Consider the following 17924-nt stretch of genomic DNA (forward strand, 5'->3'; position numbering starts at 1 on the left):
CCATGGAGTGGATGGTGGTTTCCGCGCTGATGCCTAGCGTGCTGCAACTGTTTTATTACTCCTTTTTCCATGGACGCACGGAAAAAGAGAAGCAAAGCCGGCGGAATTGGATGGTTTGTGCGGGTTTGCCGTTGGCATTTATCATGAGCGGCATCCTGTATTTTTTCAGCGGATCCTTGGCGGAGACGGCCATGGTTTCGCTTAGTCTCGTAGCGGGAGGCGTTTTGGGTTTGATCACCGGGCTGTTCTTCGGCTCATGGGCAATCAGGGGCAGGATGGAGGATGCGGATGAGCGGCGCTGACGTGGCGGTGACGCCGTCGCGCCGGCCGCGCGACCTGCATCGCGAGCTCGCGGCCGACGCCAGCCAGTTCGGCTTCTTCCAGGCGGCGCGCATACTCGGCCTGTCCGGCGCGCGCCGGCCGGGCGCGCGGCGCGGGCGTTTGCCGGAACGGCTGCGCTTTCGCACGCTGGCGTCTTTGTCCTTTCCCGCCAGCGAGCTGACCGGCTACAAGCCGGCGGCGGAAGAGAGCGACGCGGCGGATGAGATGACGATCAGCTTCCTCGGCCTGACCGGGCCGAGCGGCGCGCTGCCCACCGCCTACACCGAGCTGCTGCTGGAGCGCCGCCTGCGCCACCGCGACGACACCATGCACGCCTTCTTCGACTTGTTCAGCCACCGGGCCGCGTCGATGTTCTTCGACGCCTGGTGCAAGTATCGCAGCTGGATCAACGTCGAGGCCGGCGAGCGCGATGGCTTTACCCGCAATCTGCTGGATCTGGGCGGCGTCGGCCTGTCCCAGCTGCGCCAGCAGATGGGGCCGGGCGCGGAGCTGGACGAGCGGATGTTCGTCTATTACGCCGGCCTGCTCAGCCAGAAGCCGCTGTCGGCGCAGTCGCTGTTGACGCTGGTGGAAGGGTTCTTCGGCGTCGACGCCAGCCTGGAGCAGTTCGCCGGCCAGTGGCTGCAGGTGCCGGAGGGCGAACAGAGCCAGCTGGGCATGGATGGCTGCGAGCTGGGGCTGTCGGCCTTCGCCGGCGAGCGCATCTGGGACCGCCAGACCAAACTCAAGCTGCGACTTGGGCCGCTGCGCCGCGAGCAGTTCAACGCGCTGCAGCCGCACGCCGCCGGCGCGCAGGCGCTGCGCGCGCTGATGAAGTTCGCGCTGGGCCATGGCCTGGCCGCCGAGGTGTGCCTGGTATTGGACGAGCGCGATGTCCAGCCGGCGGCGCTGGGCTCGGCCACGCTGAGTCTGGGCGGCGACAGCTGGATGGGCAGGCCGTCCGGCCATCCGGACGATATGCGTTACACGCTGTTGGACTGAAACGGGAAACGGAAGCCATGGGCATACTCAAGCGATTGATGGGCCGCGGGAAAACCGCTCAGCTCAGCGTGAGCGGCGGAGACGCGCCGCCGGAACTCGCCGCGGCGGTTGAAGCCCTGCAGGGCGAGGATTGGCCCCAGGCGCTGCGGCTGGCGCAGCCGCATCTGGAGGCGAAGTCCGCCAGCCTGCGCGCCGACGCCTACCGTCTGTGCGCGCTGGCCACCAGCCGCCAGGGGCAGTGGCGCACGGCTTTCTCCTGCTGGCAGAAGCTGTTCGAGCTGGAGCCGTCCGCCCACAACGCCTTGCAACTGGCCAGCGCGTCGGTGATGGCCGGCGAGGTGGAGCGGGGCAAGGCCTGGCTGATGAAGTTCGACGAGATCAACCGCGTCCGCCGCGAGTCCTCTTGCGCCGCGGCCTACGTCAATTTCATCTCCGCGCTGACCCAGGCTGGCCACGCGCGCGAGACGCTGCCCTACCTGACCTGGCTGCGCGAGCTGTACCGCCAGCTGAAGATCACCGACGACATGTTCCTGCACCAGCGCGGGGTGCCGTTCTTCGCGGTTTTCCTGGAGAACAGCTGGCCCTTGCTGCTGCAATGCCTGAACGAGAAACAAGTCCGGGAATGGTACGGCGCGATGCTGGCCGACCTGGACGACGACGGTTGCGCGGCGCTGAGAGGCTGGCTGGGCGAGATGATGCCGGCCGCCGCCGCCAACGATGAATGATTTGAATCCACACCTTTAGAGAATGAGTGCAAGCATATGTCCGTATCGCTGAAATCCCTGATAGACCGGTTGACGCCCACTGCGCGGCAGGCCATTGAACAGGCCGCCAGCCGCGCGCTGGCCCGCACCCACTTCGAGATCGAGATCGAGCATGTGCTGCTGGCGATGTTCGACCAGGACGACAATGCCGCGCTGGCGGCGCTGCGCGCGCTGGGCGCGGACCTGTCCCGCGTCGAGCGCGAGCTGGACGCCGCGCTGGACAACTTCCGCAGCGGCAATACCCGCAACCCGGTGCTGTCGTCGTGGCTGCCCAAGTGGCTGGAGAAGGCCTGGCTGCTGGCCAGCGCCGAGCACGGCCAGGACAATGTGTCCACGCTGGACCTGCTGCTGGCGCTGTGGCAGGACGACGCGCTCAAAGGCGCGCTGCAGTCCGGCGCGCCGGCATTGGCCCGCCAGGATGCCGGCAGGCTGCAAGGCGCTTACGCGGCGCTGCGCCAGCATGGCGGCGAGACGGCTGGCGGCGCTGAGCCGGTGGCCGAGTCGGATGAGGGGGATATCCAACAGGCCGCGCCGCAGGGCAAGCGCGGCAGCCCGGCTTTGGACAAGTACACCATAGACCTGACCGCGCAGGCCAAAGCCGGCAAGATCGACCCCATCCTGGGCCGCGACGTTGAAATCCGCCAGATGATAGACATCCTGATGCGCCGCCGGCAGAACAATCCCATCCTCACCGGCGAGCCAGGGGTCGGCAAGACCGCGGTCGTGGAGGGGCTGGCGCGCAAGATCGTGCTGGGCGAGGTGCCGCCGGTGCTGGCAGGCGTCTGCTTGCGCACGCTGGACCTGGGCCTCCTGCAGGCCGGCGCCAGCGTCAAGGGCGAGTTCGAGAACCGCCTGCGCCAGGTGATCGACGAGGTCAAGGCCAGCCCGGTGTCCATCATCCTGTTCATCGACGAAGCGCATACCCTGATCGGCGCCGGCGGCGCGGCCGGCCAGAACGACGCGGCCAACCTGCTGAAGCCGGCGCTGGCGCGCGGCGAGCTGCGCACCATCGCCGCCACCACCTGGGCAGAGTACAAGAAATACTTCGAGAAGGACGCCGCGCTGGCGCGCCGTTTCCAAGTGGTGAAAGTGGAAGAGCCGGCGCCGGAAATCGCCGTGCAAATGGTGCGCGGCCTGACCGACGCGATGGCCAAGCACCACAAGGTGGAAATCCTCAACGAGGCTGTGGCCGCAGCGGTGCAGCTGTCCAGCCGCTACATCGCCGGCCGCCAGTTGCCGGACAAGGCGATCAGCGTGCTCGACACCGCCTGCGCCCGCGTCGCGCTGTCGCGCGCCGGCAAGCCGGGTCCGATCGAGGACGTATCGGTGCTGATCGCCAACATCGACCGCGAAACCGCGGCGCTGGAGCGGGAGGAAGGCCATGCCGACCGCATCGCCGAGCTGCAGGCGCAGCGCGCCGAGCTGGAGCAGGATCTGGCCGCGCTGCACGAGGCCTGGGAGGCGCAGCAGAAGCTGATCGTCGAGATCGACGAGCTGAAGGCGCAGAAGGACGAGGCCAAGCCGGCCAAGGGCAAGAAGATCAGCCCGCTGCAGGCCAAGCGCAAGGAGCTGCGCGAGCTGCAGAAGACCCAGCCGCTGGCTTTCGAGTGCGTGGACGAGAGCGTGATCGCCGACGTGATTTCCGGCTGGACCGGCATTCCGCTGGGCCGCATGGTCAGCAATGAGCTGGAGCAGGTGCAAAAGCTGGCCAAGCTGCTGGCCGCGCGCGTGATCGGCCAGGACCACGCGCTGGAGCAGATCGCCGAGCGGGTGCAGATCGCCAAGGCCAATCTGGAAGACCCGGGCAAGCCCAAGGGCGTGTTCATGCTGGTGGGCCCGTCCGGCGTCGGCAAGACCGAGACCGCGCTGGCGCTGGCCGAGGCGCTGTATGGCGGCGAGCGCAATCTGATCACCATCAATATGTCCGAATACCAGGAAGCGCACAGCGTGTCCGGCCTGAAGGGCTCGCCGCCGGGCTATGTCGGCTACGGCGAGGGCGGCGTGCTGACCGAGGCCGTGCGTCGCAAGCCGTATTCGGTGGTGCTGCTGGACGAGGTGGAGAAGGCGCATCCGGACGTGCTGGAGCTGTTCTTCCAGGTGTTCGACAAGGGCGTGCTGGAGGATAGCGAAGGCCGCGAGGTGGACTTCAAGAACACCATCATCCTGTTGACCTCCAACGCCGGCACCGAGCTGGTGATGCGCGCCTGCGAGCACGGCGTGACGGTGGAAGACGAGACCCGCGATCCGACCGCCGACGACCTGGTGGAAATCCTGCGCCCGACGCTGCAGAAGACCTTCAAGCCGGCCTTCCTGGGCCGCCTGACCATCGTGCCTTACTTCCCGATCAGCGACGACGTGCTGCGCGCCATCGTCGGCCTGAAGCTGGACAAGATCCGCCAGCGCATCGCCGACAACCACGGCGCCCAGGTGGAGTTCCCGGAGGAGCTGACCGAACAGATGGCCGCGCGCTGCATGGACGTGGACAGCGGCGCCCGCAACGCCGACGCCATCCTCACCCGCACGCTGCTGGCGCAGATCTCCAACGACCTGTTGGCGCGGATGGCCTCCGGCCGTCCGGTGAAGAAGATCGCCGTGGCGTTGAAGGGCGAGCAGGTCAAGGTGAAGGTAAGCTAAGGAGCATTCGCGATGTGGAGAACCTTGGGCCTGTTCGGCGGCGTCACCATCGGCTGGTGGGCGCTGCTTTGGCTGGCGCTGCCGCAAAGCTGGCAGCGCATCAGCCCGTCGGCCATCCTGATGCTGCACCTGGGGCCGCCGATGCTGCTGAGCGCCGGCGTCAAGCTGTGGAGCTATCTGAAGGAAAAGCGCGCGGCGGAGGAGGCCAAGCAGCAGGAAGAGCAGGCCGAGGCCGAGCGCAGCGACAAGCGCGAGGCGGCGCGCGCCCAGCACGCCGCCGAGCTGCTGGAGCGCCAGCGCGCCATCGGTTGCCGCTGGTTGTGGACGGCGGCCGCGCCAGTGAAGGACGAGCCGGCTTGGCTGGCGGAAATGGCCGACGGCGTCCATTGGCAGGCGCTGGCGCGCGATGAGGTGGAAGCCGGCGAGGCGATGGACGCGCTGTCGCCGCATCTGGCCGAGATGCTGGCCGCACTGTACGCCGAGGCACCGGGCGCGGCCTGGCTGCCGTTGTTTCTGGAGCCGATGCGGCAGGTGCCGGGCGTCGAGCAGCTGGCCCGCGTCAAGGAACTGAAGCAGCAGGCGGTGGCCGATAGCTTGGGCGGCGACGCCCACGTCGGCGGCGACTGCCGCTTCCTGTCCGGCAGCGGCCAACTGGCGGACCGCGTGCTGCAAGTGCTGGAGCAGGACCCGGAGCTGCCGGGCCTAGTGGTGCTGGCGGCCGACGCGCCGCTGGCGGAGCGGGACGACGATGACGATTGGGGCGAGGCCGATCCCGAACTGGGCAAGCGCCGCAGCTGGTTCGGCGAGCCGGGGATCGCGGTGGTGGCCATGCTGTTCCTGCGCGACGAACTGGCCGCGCCAGCGGAGCCGGAACAGGAGGCGGAGGACGCCGACCCCTACCAGCCCTACTGGGAAAAGGATTTCGCCGGCGGGGCCGCCGGTTGGGGCGTGGTGCCGCCCAGCCAGCAGGCCAGCCTGGCCCGGCTGCCGAGGCTGGCCGTCCTGTCCCAGTCCAGCTCGGTGAGCCTGGCGCAGGACAAGGCGCTGCAACTGGCGCGCAGCCTGCAGCCGGTGCTGGACAACGCGCTGGTCAACGCCGCGCTGCTGGACTATCCGTTCAGCCCGGAAGAGGCCAAGCCGGAGAGCAATCAGGCGTCGACCCTGGCCTGGCTGTGCCACAACAGCGGCCAGATCGACGTCGGCGGCGTGCGCCTGGCGGCCATTGCCACCGCGCTGTCCCGCCACCAGGTGGAACTCCACCCGATAGACGAGGCGAGCAACGTGGTGCGCGAATGGGGCGACGCCGGCGCGGCGACTGCCGTGCTGCTGGCGGCGGCGGCGGTCTGCCATTGCGCGCGGCTGCAGGCGCCCGCGGTGATTACTCATTTCCATGACGAGCTGGTGTCGCTGGCCCTGGCCAGACCGCCGGCAGAGGAGGCGACAGCATGAAGGCTGCAATCCGTTTGGGCGACCCCACCGACCACGGCGGCAAGGTGGTGAGCGCCGCCTCGTCCACCACGCTGTTCGGCAAGCAGGTGGCTTGCGTCGGCGATTCCGTCACCTGCCCGCAGCAGGGCCACGTCAACTGCACCATCGTCGAAGGCGACGGCGGCTGGCTGGTCGGCGGCAAGGCGGTGGCGCTGGACGGCCACAAGGTCAGCTGCGGCGCCACGCTGATTTCCACGCTGCCCCAGGTCAGCAAGGGTTAGAGAAAGAATATGGATCAAAGCATTGAACACCTGATGCGGCCGGTACGTCCGGATGCGCCGGCCGGGGAAGACCTGGCTTATTCGCTGGTTTTCGACCAGATCCGCGAAGCGCGCCGCAGCGACGATCCGTCGCTGGCGCAGGGAGACTGGGAGCAGTCGCTGAAAACCGCCGAGTGGCCGCTGGTGATACGCCTGTGCGAGGACGCGCTGCAGAACAAGAGCAAGGATCTGCAGCTTCTGGCCTGGTACGCCGAGGCGCAGACCCAGGTCAACGGCGCCGCCGGCCTGGCGCGGGGCCTGTCCCTGGTCAGCGGCTGGCTGCGGGATTTCTGGGAAAACGGTTATCCGGAGCTGGACCCGCACGATCTGGACGAGCGCCTGGCCAAGCTGGAGTGGCTGAACCAGCAGCTGGGCAACGCGCTGCGCAATGTGCCGTTGATCAAGCCTGAGTTCGGCGGCTACAGCTGGCATCAGTGGCAGCAGTCGCGCGACGTGGAGAATCTGGGCCTGAAGGATGGCGAGGCGCGGGAAGCGGCCATCGCCGAGGGCAAGCTCAGCGGCGACGCTTTCGAGAAGGCCGCCACACTGTCGGGCCACGGCTGGTTCCAGGCCAAGGCCGAGGAGCTGGTGGCGCTGTTGACCGCCTATGAAGAGCTGGACGCCCAGGTGGACCAGCGCTTCGGCCAGGCCGGCCCCAGCCTGGCCGACATCCGCAACGCCATCTACGCCTGCCAGGACCTGGTCCTGCGCTATCGCCAGCAGTTCGCCGGCAACGCGCCGGCGGCCGCGCAGCAGCGGCCGCCCGCCGAGGAAAGCAAAACCGTGAGCCAAGCCATGCCCAGTCCGGTCCATACCGCCGTTCCGGCCAGCGCCTTCAACGGCCAGATCCGCAGCCGCCAGGAGGCGGTGACCGCCTTGACCGAGGTGGCCCGCTACTTCCGCCACAACGAACCGCACAGCCCGGTGGCGCTGCTGGCCGAGCGCGCGGCGCGCTGGGCGGAGATGAGCCTGGAGGAATGGCTGCAGCATGTGGTGAAGGACAGCGGCACGCTGAGCCAGTTGCAGGAGCTGCTGGACGTACGCCAGAACGAGTGAGTTTGCAGCAATGAAACGGCGGTCTCTATCGCCGGGAGAAGAAAAACACGCGGCCGCCATGCCGCGTGTTTTTTTGTTTGCATTCCGATTCGGCGTCGCTTGGCTGGATGGGTGCCTGCGATGACGGAGGTATTGGGGTATTTATCGAAGCGTTTCACCGAGAGTGGTCGGCGGATCGCCGAACATCGCATAAACAAGCCTTATTTTCAGCATGGGCTGCCGTCCATTTTGCTTGGGATGGATTTCATGAATTAAGCGTCAATTTTACTGATATTTATAAGTCATTCATCCTGTCATTTTGTTGCGTGAATGATTTTACTGGGTTGATTTTAATTGGATTTTTTATGATTTGCCTTATTGATTAATTTAGTGAGAAATATATTTTTCAAATATTAACTGTCGTTAGATTCCAATTTAAAACAATGGCTTGTGTCTTTTTGGCCGCAAGGCCGACACAAGGATGATGGATATTAATGTTTTTTATTTTTTCGAATCGACAAATGATGTAATTTGATGACATTCACATTTTCGTGCGAGCGCCGCCGCGCAGGCTGCGGCGAGCCCGAATCCGGGTCACGGCGAAGCGTGGATGACGTTGCTGGGAGTCAGGTCGTTCTATTGATGGAAATCCATTGGGGCGGGTCGCTAGCGGCGGCCGCCGTTTTGCTTAAATCGTGAGAGTCAGGGGGCAGGGAATGAAGGTTCTGATCAGTCCTATCAGTACGGCGGAAGCGGTTGTGGCCTGGGAATGCGGCACGAACATCATCGATATCAAGAACATCAACGAGGGCTCGCTGGGGGCGAGCTTTCCCTGGATCATCCGCGAGGTGATCGCCCGCATCAATGACCCCAAGGTGGTGTTCAGCGCCACGCTGGGCGATCTGCCGCACAAGCCGGGCACCGCCTCGCTGGCGGCGCTGGGCGCGGTCAGCAGCGGCGTCAAATACGTCAAGGCCGGCCTGCACGGCTCCAAGGACGTGGCCGAGGGCGTGGAGCTGATGAGCGCCGTGGTGCGCACCTGCAAGGACTTCGATCCGTCCGTGACCGTGGTCACCGCCGGCTATGCCGACTATCAGCGTTTCGGCGGCCTGTCGCCGCAGCAACTGGTGGAAATCGCCGCCGAGTCCAAGTCGGACATGGTGATGGTGGATACCTACATCAAGGACGGCAAGTCGCTGTTCGACGCGCTGAACGAGCAACAGCTGACTGAGTTCGTGCAACAGGCCCACGCCAAAGGCCTGAAGGTGGCGCTGGCCGGTTCGGTGCGCGCAGAGCACCTGGAGCTGCTGGCCCGCATCGGCGCCGACGTGGTCGGCGTGCGTGGCGCGGTGTGCAGCGGCTACGACCGCGGCACCACCATCGACCCGGTGAAGGCCGAGCAGTTCATCAAGGCCGCCAACGCCATCGCCGTGGCGCAGTGACGCGGCCATCGTGAGCGGCATTCCACACTCCGCATCCGCGCCGGGCTGCGCGGTGGTGAAGCTGGGCGGCAGCCTGATCACCTCCGAGGGGCCAGGCGGCCCGGACGTCAACCGCGCGCTGTTGACGGCGCGCGCGCGCGAACTGGCCGCCAGCGGCCGGCCGCTGGTGCTGGTGCACGGCACTGGCGCTTACGGCAAGCCGCCGGCGCGCCGCTATGGCTATCTGGACGGCAGGCTGCCCCGCGGCCGAGCCGGCGTGGTGGCCGAGGTGGCGCGCGATCTGGCCCGGCTGGAGCTGGAAGTGTTGGATTGTCTGGAGGCGGGCGGCCTCAAGCCTTTGCGGCTGCCCGCCATCCAGTTGTTCCGCGCCAGCGCGGGGCGCGCTTCTCCGCTCGACCTGGGGCCGGTGCGGGCGCTGCTGGCTCGCGGCGTGACGCCGGTGATCGGCGGCAATTTCGTGTTGGATTGCGACGGCTTCGCCGTCTGCTCCAGCGACATCATCGCGGTGGAGCTGGCGCTGGCGCTTGGCGCGGCCAGCCTGGTGCTGGCCACCCGCGCGCACGGTGTCTACCGGGAGCATGGCCGCAGTGAGGCGATACACGGGCAGCTGTCCGAGAGCGACGGCGACGCGCTGCGCAAGATAGACGCGGCTGGGCAGGACGTCAGCGGCGGCATGCTGGCCAAGATATCTCATGGCTTCCGCGCCGCGCGCCATGGCATCGCCACTTATGTGGTGGACGGCAGGGTGGCCGGCAATCTGAACGGCGCGCTGGACGGCTCGCCGCTGCAGGGCACGCGGCTGCTGTCGGATCGGGCGGGAGGATAGCCGCATGTGCGGAATCGCGGGAGCGCTGTTGGACCGCCACGCGCACGATGGCGACGTGGTCGAGGCCAGACGGATGATATTGCGCCAGACCCACCGCGGCCCGGACAGCCTGGCGGCGCGGCGCGTCGGTCCGGCATTGCTGGCCTCGTCCAGGCTGGCCATCGTCGACGTCGCCAACGGCAGCCAGCCTTTCTGCAATGAGGACCGCTCCATCCACGCCGTGTTCAACGGCGAAATCTACAACCATCTCGAGTTGCGCGAACAACTGTCGCGCCGCGGCCATAGCCTGTCTGGCGGCAGCGACGGCGAAGTCATCGTCCATCTGTACGAGGAGCTCGGAGCGGATTGCTTCCAATGGTTGGACGGCCAGTTCGCCATCGCCATCTTCGACTCCCGCGACGGCTCGCTGCATCTGGCGCGCGACCGGATGGGCATCTGTCCCTTGCATTGGGCGCGGCTGGACGGCGCGCTTTATTTCAGCTCCGAGATCAAGGGTCTGCTGGCGGTGGCCGGCATGCCGCGCCGGGCGGAGCCGCGGGCGATGCTGCAGCTCGGCTATTTCGGCGCGGTCTGCGCGCCGCTGACGCCGTTTTCCGGCATCCATCAACTGCCCGCCGCCCACAGGCTCAGCTTCCGCGCTGGCCGGGCGGAGACTAGCCGCTATTGGACGCTGGATTTCCCGCTGGCCGGCGAACACGCCAGGCTGACCGAGGCGCAGGCGGCCGACGGCCTGGCGGCTCGGCTGGAGCGCGCGGTGGCCAGCCACGCCCAGGGCGAGTTCGAGCCGACCTGCTTTCTCAGCGGCGGCATCGATTCGGCAGTGATCGCCGCGCTGCTGCAGCGCGGCAGACAAGCGCCGATCGCCGCTTTTTGCGCCGCATCCGAACATGGACGGATGGATGAGGGCGGCGCGGCGGGCCGCACCGCCGAGTGGTTGGGAGTGGATCTGAAACGGGTCCGGATCGACGAGGCGGGCATCGCCGACGCCTTCCCCCGGCTGATCTGGCATGGCGAGACGCCGATGATTTCCACCGAGGCGTCGGCTCTGATGCGGCTGGCGGGCGAAGCCGGCAAGCGCTCCAAGATCGTGCTGACCGGCGAGGGCGCCGACGAGGCCTTCGCCGGCTATCTGGCCTTCCGCCAATACCGGCGATTCGGCGCGCTGACGCGCCGGGGCCTCGCGCCGCTGCGGGCGCTGATGCGGCCCTGGCTGCGCAGCCATTACGGCTCGGAGTGCCTGTTGCCGGGCGAAGACAGGCTGGGCGCGCTGGCCGAGCATTTCGGCTGCGTCCCGGCGCAAGCCTATGAATGGGAGTTCTACCACGAGGCGCTGACGCCGTTGTTCTCCGCCGATCTGCGCGCGATGGCTGCGGCGGGCGGCTGCTGGGACGGCTTCGAGTTCGACCGCGGCGCGGTGCGCGGCCGCCACTGGCTGGACCGTTCGCTGTATGTGTCCTATCAGGTGATGCTGTCCAATTATCTGCTGGGCGCGCATGGGGACCGCATCTACGCCGCCAATTCGGTCGAGGGGCGCTATCCCTTTTTGGACCGGGATCTGGTCGAGTACGCGGCGGCGTTGGATCCGGCGCTGAAGCTGCGCCGCGGCCGGGAGAAGCACATCCTGCGCGTCGCCGCGTCGCGCTGGCTGCCGGACGAGGTGGCCTGGCGGCCGAAAACCCGCTTCGTGATGCCGTTCGGCACCCCTTTCGTCGGCCCGCGCGCATCGCCGCTGTACGCCGAGTTGCTGTCGCCAGGCAAGCTGGCCGAGTACGGTTATTTCGATCCCGAGCGGGTGCGGCTGCTGTTCCAGGCGCTGGCCTCGCCGCCGTCTGCCGGCGGCAAGGCCAGGCGCTATCTCGAGCGGCTGGGGCTGGGTTTGGGCGCCACCTTCGTGGCCAGCACCCAGCTCTGGCACCACCTGCATCTGGCCGATGGCGAGTCGGCCGCGTCCGGGGATACGGCGCGGCGATCCGCGCCGGCGACCATCGCATGAGCAAGGAGCCGTTGATGAACGCAACAGCGCACGATGCGCAGCGCATGCCGACCGAACTGGAGCGGCTGCGGGGCAGGATAGACGAACGCATCGCGGCGGCGATCGAGTCGTTGCGCGAAGAGGGGCCGGAGCGCGGCCATCCGCTGATCGGCCGGGTATACGGCTGGCTGCGGCATTACCTGGACTGCGACGGCAAGCGGATGCACGGCATCGCGGCGGCGCTGGCCCATCTGGCCTGCGGCGGCGACGAGGACGCCATCCTGCCGGTGGCCGCCGCGATGCAGCTGTACCACCACCACACGCTGGTGCACGACGACATCTACGACGAAGACGCCGCGCGGCGGGGCTGGCCGACGGTGCACCAGGCCTTCGCCGGCTGGTTCGCCGATCGGCACGGGCCGGAGGACGGCGTCGGCCGAGTGTTCTCCGGCGGCGCGATGCGGCGCGGCGCGATCACCGCCTTCGCCTACGGCAAGATCTGCCGCGCGCTGGCTGGCAGGCTGCTGCTGGAGAGCGGATTCGATCAGGCCGCGGTGCTGGACGTCGCCCGCGCGCTGGAGCGGCACGAATTCTTCGACAACGCGGCCCAGCTCAAGGATGTGTTTCACGAGGGCGACGAGATGCCCTCGCCGCAGGCCTGCCTGGACAACGCCTGGCTGAAGACCGGCCGATTGTTCGAGCTGTGCGCGTACGCCGGGGCGCGGCTGGCCGGCACGGAAGCGGGCCGGACCGAGTCGCTGGAGCGCTGGGCGGGACAGTCGGCGCTGGCCTATCAGCTGCAGGATGACCTGGAGGACTTGAACGCCGCCAGCGAGAAGGGGCAGGGACGCGGCGTCGCCACCGATCTGCTGCACTGCAAGCCCACTTATCTTTACGCGCTGGCCAAGACCATGGCCGAGGGCCGCGACCGGGACGCGCTGCTGGCGTGGCAATCGGGCGCGCAAGCCGGCCTGGACAGCGGCGACATCATCGCCATCCTGGCGCGCAGCGGCGCGCTGGACGCTTGCGGCAGCGAAGTGGCGCGCTGCATCGCCCGCGCCGGCACGGCGCTGGACGACGCGACGCCGGCATTGGCGGCAGACAGGCTGCCGTTGCTGCGGCAATTTTCCGACTACTTCGTGTCGCCGGCCTACTGGCACCGTCCGTTGGCGGCTTCGCGCCCGGCGGCGGCGCTGCTGGCCTGAGGAGGACGCCGATGGCTTACGCGCCCCTGATCTTCGATCTGCACGGCGTGCTGCTGGGACGGCGGGAGCCGGCCGGCCACCAGCCTGCCGGAGAGGTGCTGCGCCAGCTGCGCGCGGCCGGGCATCCGCTGCGCTTCCTCACCAACTCCAGCAGCGTCGGCCGGCAACAGGTGGCGAAGCAACTGGCGTCGGCCGGCGTCGAGGTGGACGCCGGCGAGGTGTACACCGCGGCGATGACGGTCGCGCATTATCTGCGGCGCTGTGGCCGGCCGCGCAAGCTGTTCGTCGTCGGCTCCGACGCGCTGCGCGCCGAACTGGACGCCATGTGCGGCGGATTGCTGAGCTGGGCGGCGCCGGAGGAGGCGGACACCGTGGTGGCGAGCCGTGATCCGGAGCTGGACGAGGAAACGTTGCGGCGTCTGGCGCGGGCGGGGCAGCCGCAGCTGATCGCCACCTGCCGCGACCTGGGCTTTCCCGACGGCGACCGCATCCATCCCGGCCCCGGCCAGACCGTGGCCCGCATCGAGCAGGCGCTGGACGCGCAGGCGCTGGTGTTGGGCAAGCCGAACCCCTATGCGCTGGCTTCGGTGATGGATTTGCCGGCGCCGTTGTCCGACTGCGTGGTGATCGGCGACTCGCCGCTTCAGGACGTCGCGCTGGCGCGCAACGCCGGCGCGAAAGCGGTGCTGGTGACGCCCGGCGGCGACGCGCCGGGCGGCCCGGAGCCGGACTGGCGCATCGACGCCATCGATCAACTGCTTCCCTTACTGTGCAGGTGACAGCATGAATATCCGCGCCTTGAGCCTAGGCACCGCCGGCTACTTCTTCACCAACCGCTTCCACATCGCGCTGATGCCGGTGTTCCTCACCTATTTCTGGAACCAGGCGCTGCGCTTGCCGCTGGGCTTCGATTACTACCTGATGATCGTGCTGACTACCGCCGGCGGCTACATCTACAACATCTACACCGACGCCGAGGAAGACGACGTCAATTACAGCAGCCGCTACCGCTTGTTCGGCCGCAACCGCCACACCAAGGCGGTGGTCGCCGCCTGCTTCTTCGGCGGCTTCCTGCTGTCGCTGCATGCGGGCTGGATCTTCGTGCTGTACGGCGGCGCCGTGCATTTCCTGGGCTCGCTGTACAGCCGCCCGCTGCCGTTCAACTGGCGAGGCCGGCCGCTGCGGATCAAGGAGGTGCCGTTCGTGAAGAACCTGTACGCCGGGCTGTTCTGGTCGGTGGCGCTGGTGCTGACGCCGCATCTCTATGTCGGCGTCCGGCCCGGCGAGGCCGCGCTGCAGGCCATCGTCCTCAGCTTCGCCCTCAACTACTTCGTCGAGTTGATGTGGGACGTCCGCGACATGCCGGGCGACGCCCGGGCCGGCTTCCGCACCGTGCCGCTCCTGATTGGCGAGCGGGCCGCCTACTGGCTGCTGAGGATGGTGCACCTGCTGACCTGCGCGCTGATGTATTACGGCGCGGCCTCCGGCGTGCTGACCCCGGGCTGCATGCTGTTCGCCGTCGTGCATCTGCCGGTGGGCTTGCTGTTTCTGGAATGGTACCGGCGCCAGCCGGAAAAGGACTGGGCTTCCCATCTGTACATCATGTACGGCGGCGGCCTGCTGGCGGCCGGCATGGTGTGGACGCATTCACTGACTACAGGGAGTTGATGTGATTACCACGCAATTCAAGGCGGCGCAGCAATGCGCATCGGCGGCCCTCCATCGCTACCTGCCGGAGCGCGAGGACATGGCCTGGCTGGCCGAAGTGGTCGATCGGCCCCGTTTCGGCTGGGACTGGCCGGCATTGGAGCAGGGTTTCTTCCAGCCGCTGCGCGAGTGGGCGGACAAGCACGACGGCAGGCTGAAGCCGGCGCTGGCCGGCTTGCTGATCGACGCGCTGGGCGGCGACAAAAGCGAGCATCCGGCCTTGCTGGCCGCGCTGGAGTTCACCCACTTGGCGTCCTTCATGCTGGATGATCTGGCCAATGGCCGCGATCTGGACGCCAGCGTCAGCGACAAGGTGGCGGTGCCGCTGCCGGTCTGGGTCACCATCGCCTACAACGCCCGCCAGCTGGCGCCGGTACTGGTGCTGCGCCGCGCGGACAACCTCGCGCCGGAGGCGAGGCTGCGCCTGGCCCAGCGCTATCTGTTCCAGCAGAGCCTGGGCACCACCATGGACTTGTGGGGCGCCGAGCGCAGGCTGGAGCACGGCTCGCTGACCGATTTCATCGCCCATCTGGCCAATTACGCCGGCGCGCCGGGTTTCGGCCTGGCCGCCGCGACCGCCGCCGCGGCGGCGCGACTGGCGCCGGCCGACGCCGACGCGCTGCGCCAGGCGGGGACCGAACTGGGCGTATCGCTGCGACTGCGGGCCCTGGCCGACGGCCAGCCCCGTTCGTTGTCGTTGAACGGCAGCCGGGTGGCAGAGGCGGAAGTCCGCTGGCGCGCGGAATACGACCGCGCGGCGCTGCTGGCCAGCGCCGACCGGCTGCAGTCGTCCGCGCTGGACGGCGCGCGCCGGCTGGGGCCGGATGTCGGAGCGGCGATGGCCGGTTTTCTCGCGGCGCTGGACGCGCCGGTTTCGGAAGGGAGGCAGTGATGAGCGACAGCGCGCAATACAGCGACGACTTCCTGGCCGACATGGCGCCGACGTTGGCGGAGCAGTACCGCCGCTGGTATCCGTGGTGCCGCGAAACGGTGCTGGCGACGATAGACCGGCTGGCGAGCCGAAACTATCTGGAGGCCGCGCTGGGCGCGCGGCTGTCCGAACCCATGCTGCAGGCGGTGAAGGATGCTTGGCTTGATCCCTACCGTTCCTACCACAACCGGATGGGCAAGATGCTGCGGCCCTTCCTGGTGTGCAGCGTGATGCAGGCTTTCGAGCGCGATCCGCGGCGGACGCCGGTGGTGGTGGCGATCGCCGAGATCATCCATGCCGCCTCGCTGGTGTTGGACGACGTCGCCGACGATTCGCCGCTGCGCCGCGGCGGGCCGACCGCGCATCGCCAGGTCGGCGTCCGCGTCGCCGGGGCCGCCGGCTCCGCCTGGCTGAACGCCTGCTTCCAGCTGCTGGCCGCCGACGATTCCGGCCTGGAGCCGGAGCAGGCGCAACGGCTGGCCGACGAGATCGCCTGGGAGCACTGGGTGACCGGCGTGGGCACCACGATAGACACCACCTGGCCGTGGATGGGGCGGCTGGACGGCACGCCGGCGCAGTATCTGCAGTCGGTGGTGCACCGCTCGACCTCCTATACCTACCGGTTGCCGTTGAAGCTGGGGGCGATCGCCGCCGGCGCGTCGCCGCAGCAGACCGCGCAGTTCGCCGCGCTGGGGGAGGAGCTGGGCATCGCCTTCCAGATCATCGACGACATCCTCAATGTGCAGCCGGGCGACGACAAGTGGGGCAAGGCGCTGGCCGAGGACATCACCCAGGGCAAGATCAATCTGCAGGTGCTGCTGGCGCTGGAGCGGCTGGGCTCTACCGAGCGGGCCAGGCTGGTCGAAATCCTGCAGAGCCGCACCGCCGATCCGCAGACGCTGGCCGAGGCGGTGGCGCTGATGGCGGGCTCCGGCGCTTTCGACGCCGCGCGCGACATCGCCCAGGGCTATATCGACAGCACCCAGGCCATTGTCGCCGGCATGGATTTCCTCAATCCGGTCGACCGCGAACGCTTCTCCGCCTTCGTCGACTACGTGATCCACCGCAATCGCTGAACGGTATGGGCCCGCAATGGCGGGCATCGCCCGCGGCCGCGCAAAGGCAATGACAAATGAATTTAAAGGATCGAGGATTGCAGGGGACGGTGTTGCTGACCGGCGCCACCGGCGGCTTGGGCGGGGAATTGCTGCCCAGGCTGCTGCGGCGCCATCCGGCTTGCCAGGTGGCGGCGTTGGTGCGCGGCGACACGCCGCAGCAGGCGGCCGGCAGGCTGGGCGAGGCGATGGATTACGGCGGCCTGTCGCCCGCGGAGCGGGCCAGGGTGTTGCTATGCCATGGCGACGTCTCTCAGCCTCGGTTCGGCCTGGCCGAGCCGGCCTGGCGCGAGCTGGCGGCGCGGACCCGCCGCGTGTTCCACCTGGCGGCCAGCGTGGATTTCGACCTGCCGCTGGACGCGTCGCGCGCGGCCAATGTCGACAGCACCCGCGCGGTGCTGGCGTTCGCCGAAGAGGCGATGCGCGCCTCGGCCGATTTCCGGCTCAACTACGTGTCCACCGCCTACGTGTCCGGGCGGCGGAGCGGGCGGCTGGGCGAGGATGAGCTCGACCAGGGGCAGGCTTTCTGCAACGGCTACGAGCAGTCCAAATTCGAGGCGGAGCAATTGGTCTGGCAGGCGAGCGGGTGGCTGCCGCTGACCGTCTATCGGCCCAGCCAGATCATCGGCGAGTCGCGCGCCGGGCGCATACGCAAGTTCTTCGGTTACTACGAATTCCTCAAGCTGGCCGAGCGCGGCCGCATGCCGGTGCTGCCGGCGAACGCCGGGGCCCGGCCCGATCTGGTGCCGGCGGATTACGTGTGCGAGGCGATGCTGCACCTGGACGCGTCCGCCCATGCCGTCGGACGCTGCTATCACCTGACCGCCGGTCTGGCCAACAGTCCGGATTTCGAGCGCATCTTCGGTCTGATGTACCAGGAGCTGGCCGAGCGCCGGCCGGATGGCAATGGCAGGGCGCCGGCCAAGCCGAGGATGTTCCGCCCGGAGGATCTGGAGGCGATGGCGTCGCCGGAAGAGCTGCGCCGTTTCCACCTGAGCCCGCTGAAGCTGCTGTTGCGCACCTACCGCGCCTACCTGGCCGAGGAGCGCGATTTCGATTGCGCGGCCACGCAGGCGGAGCTGGCCGCCGCCGGCATCGCGTTGCCGGATGTCGAGGCCGCGCTGCGGCTGAGCACCCGCTACGCGCTGGACGCCCGTTTCGGCCAGCGCGCGCGTAGCGGCGCGTTCGAGCGGCAGCCGGCCTGATCACAAACCTAGCTGGA

General features: G+C 68.0%; 16 protein-coding genes. All 16 read left to right on the plus strand.

The window, feature by feature from the left end; all coding sequences use genetic code 11:
• Nucleotides 1-2: 2 nt before the first annotated feature.
• Nucleotides 3-302, plus strand: coding sequence for a hypothetical protein (locus BKX93_RS17480; protein ID WP_046168580.1), 300 nt, complete (start codon nt 3-5; stop codon nt 300-302).
• Nucleotides 289-1323, plus strand: coding sequence for a type VI secretion system baseplate subunit TssG (gene tssG / locus BKX93_RS17485; RefSeq protein ID WP_235429510.1), 1035 nt, complete (start codon nt 289-291; stop codon nt 1321-1323). The genes BKX93_RS17480 and tssG overlap by 14 nt, the downstream gene beginning before the upstream one ends.
• A 17-nt stretch (nt 1324-1340) precedes the next feature.
• Nucleotides 1341-2048 carry a hypothetical protein gene (locus BKX93_RS17490; RefSeq protein ID WP_046159117.1) on the plus strand — a complete coding sequence of 236 codons (708 nt, stop codon included), beginning with the start codon at nt 1341-1343 and terminating at the stop codon, nt 2046-2048.
• 36 nt (nt 2049-2084) lie between these two features.
• On the plus strand, nt 2085-4721 hold the full coding sequence (tssH, locus tag BKX93_RS17495; protein ID WP_046168582.1) for a type VI secretion system ATPase TssH: 2637 nt from the start codon (nt 2085-2087) through the stop codon (nt 4719-4721).
• Between the two features lie 12 nt (nt 4722-4733).
• Nucleotides 4734-6170: a hypothetical protein gene (locus BKX93_RS17500; RefSeq protein ID WP_070980741.1), complete on the plus strand. Its 1437-nt coding sequence runs from the start codon at nt 4734-4736 to the stop codon at nt 6168-6170.
• Nucleotides 6167-6430, plus strand: coding sequence for a PAAR domain-containing protein (locus BKX93_RS17505; protein WP_021477958.1), 264 nt, complete (start codon nt 6167-6169; stop codon nt 6428-6430). Before BKX93_RS17500 ends, BKX93_RS17505 begins: the two co-directional genes overlap by 4 nt.
• Nucleotides 6431-6439: 9 nt before the next feature.
• The gene (gene tssA, locus BKX93_RS17510) at nt 6440-7525 is read left to right on the plus strand and encodes a type VI secretion system protein TssA (RefSeq protein ID WP_046168584.1); all 1086 of its coding nucleotides are present in this window, start codon (nt 6440-6442) and stop codon (nt 7523-7525) included.
• 695 nt (nt 7526-8220) lie between these two features.
• Complete coding sequence (locus BKX93_RS17515; RefSeq protein WP_021477960.1) at nt 8221-8946, plus strand: (5-formylfuran-3-yl)methyl phosphate synthase; 726 nt, start codon at nt 8221-8223, stop codon at nt 8944-8946.
• Between the two features lie 10 nt (nt 8947-8956).
• Nucleotides 8957-9772, plus strand: coding sequence for an isopentenyl phosphate kinase family protein (locus BKX93_RS17520; RefSeq protein ID WP_160300458.1), 816 nt, complete (start codon nt 8957-8959; stop codon nt 9770-9772).
• 4 nt (nt 9773-9776) lie between these two features.
• A complete protein-coding gene (gene asnB, locus BKX93_RS17525; RefSeq protein ID WP_070980743.1) occupies nt 9777-11765 on the plus strand; it encodes an asparagine synthase (glutamine-hydrolyzing) in 1989 nt (662 codons plus the stop codon).
• Nucleotides 11766-11779: 14 nt separating this feature from the next.
• A complete protein-coding gene (locus tag BKX93_RS17530; RefSeq protein ID WP_186009436.1) occupies nt 11780-12949 on the plus strand; it encodes a polyprenyl synthetase family protein in 1170 nt (389 codons plus the stop codon).
• 11 nt (nt 12950-12960) lie between these two features.
• Complete coding sequence (locus BKX93_RS17535) at nt 12961-13728, plus strand: HAD-IIA family hydrolase (RefSeq protein ID WP_052717682.1); 768 nt, start codon at nt 12961-12963, stop codon at nt 13726-13728.
• 4 nt (nt 13729-13732) lie between these two features.
• Entirely contained in the window at nt 13733-14617 is an 885-nt protein-coding gene (locus tag BKX93_RS17540) for a UbiA family prenyltransferase (protein WP_046168589.1), read from the plus strand.
• A 1-nt stretch (nt 14618) separates the two neighbouring features.
• Nucleotides 14619-15548: a hypothetical protein gene (locus tag BKX93_RS17545; protein ID WP_046168590.1), complete on the plus strand. Its 930-nt coding sequence runs from the start codon at nt 14619-14621 to the stop codon at nt 15546-15548.
• Nucleotides 15548-16663, plus strand: coding sequence for a polyprenyl synthetase family protein (locus BKX93_RS17550; RefSeq protein WP_235429359.1), 1116 nt, complete (start codon nt 15548-15550; stop codon nt 16661-16663). The genes BKX93_RS17545 and BKX93_RS17550 overlap by 1 nt, the downstream gene beginning before the upstream one ends.
• 56 nt (nt 16664-16719) lie before the next feature.
• The gene (locus tag BKX93_RS17555) at nt 16720-17907 is read left to right on the plus strand and encodes an SDR family oxidoreductase (protein WP_083340593.1); all 1188 of its coding nucleotides are present in this window, start codon (nt 16720-16722) and stop codon (nt 17905-17907) included.
• Nucleotides 17908-17924 lie beyond the last annotated feature (17 nt).

The organism is Chromobacterium vaccinii (genome assembly GCF_001855275.1).
GTDB lineage: Bacteria > Pseudomonadota > Gammaproteobacteria > Burkholderiales > Chromobacteriaceae > Chromobacterium > Chromobacterium vaccinii.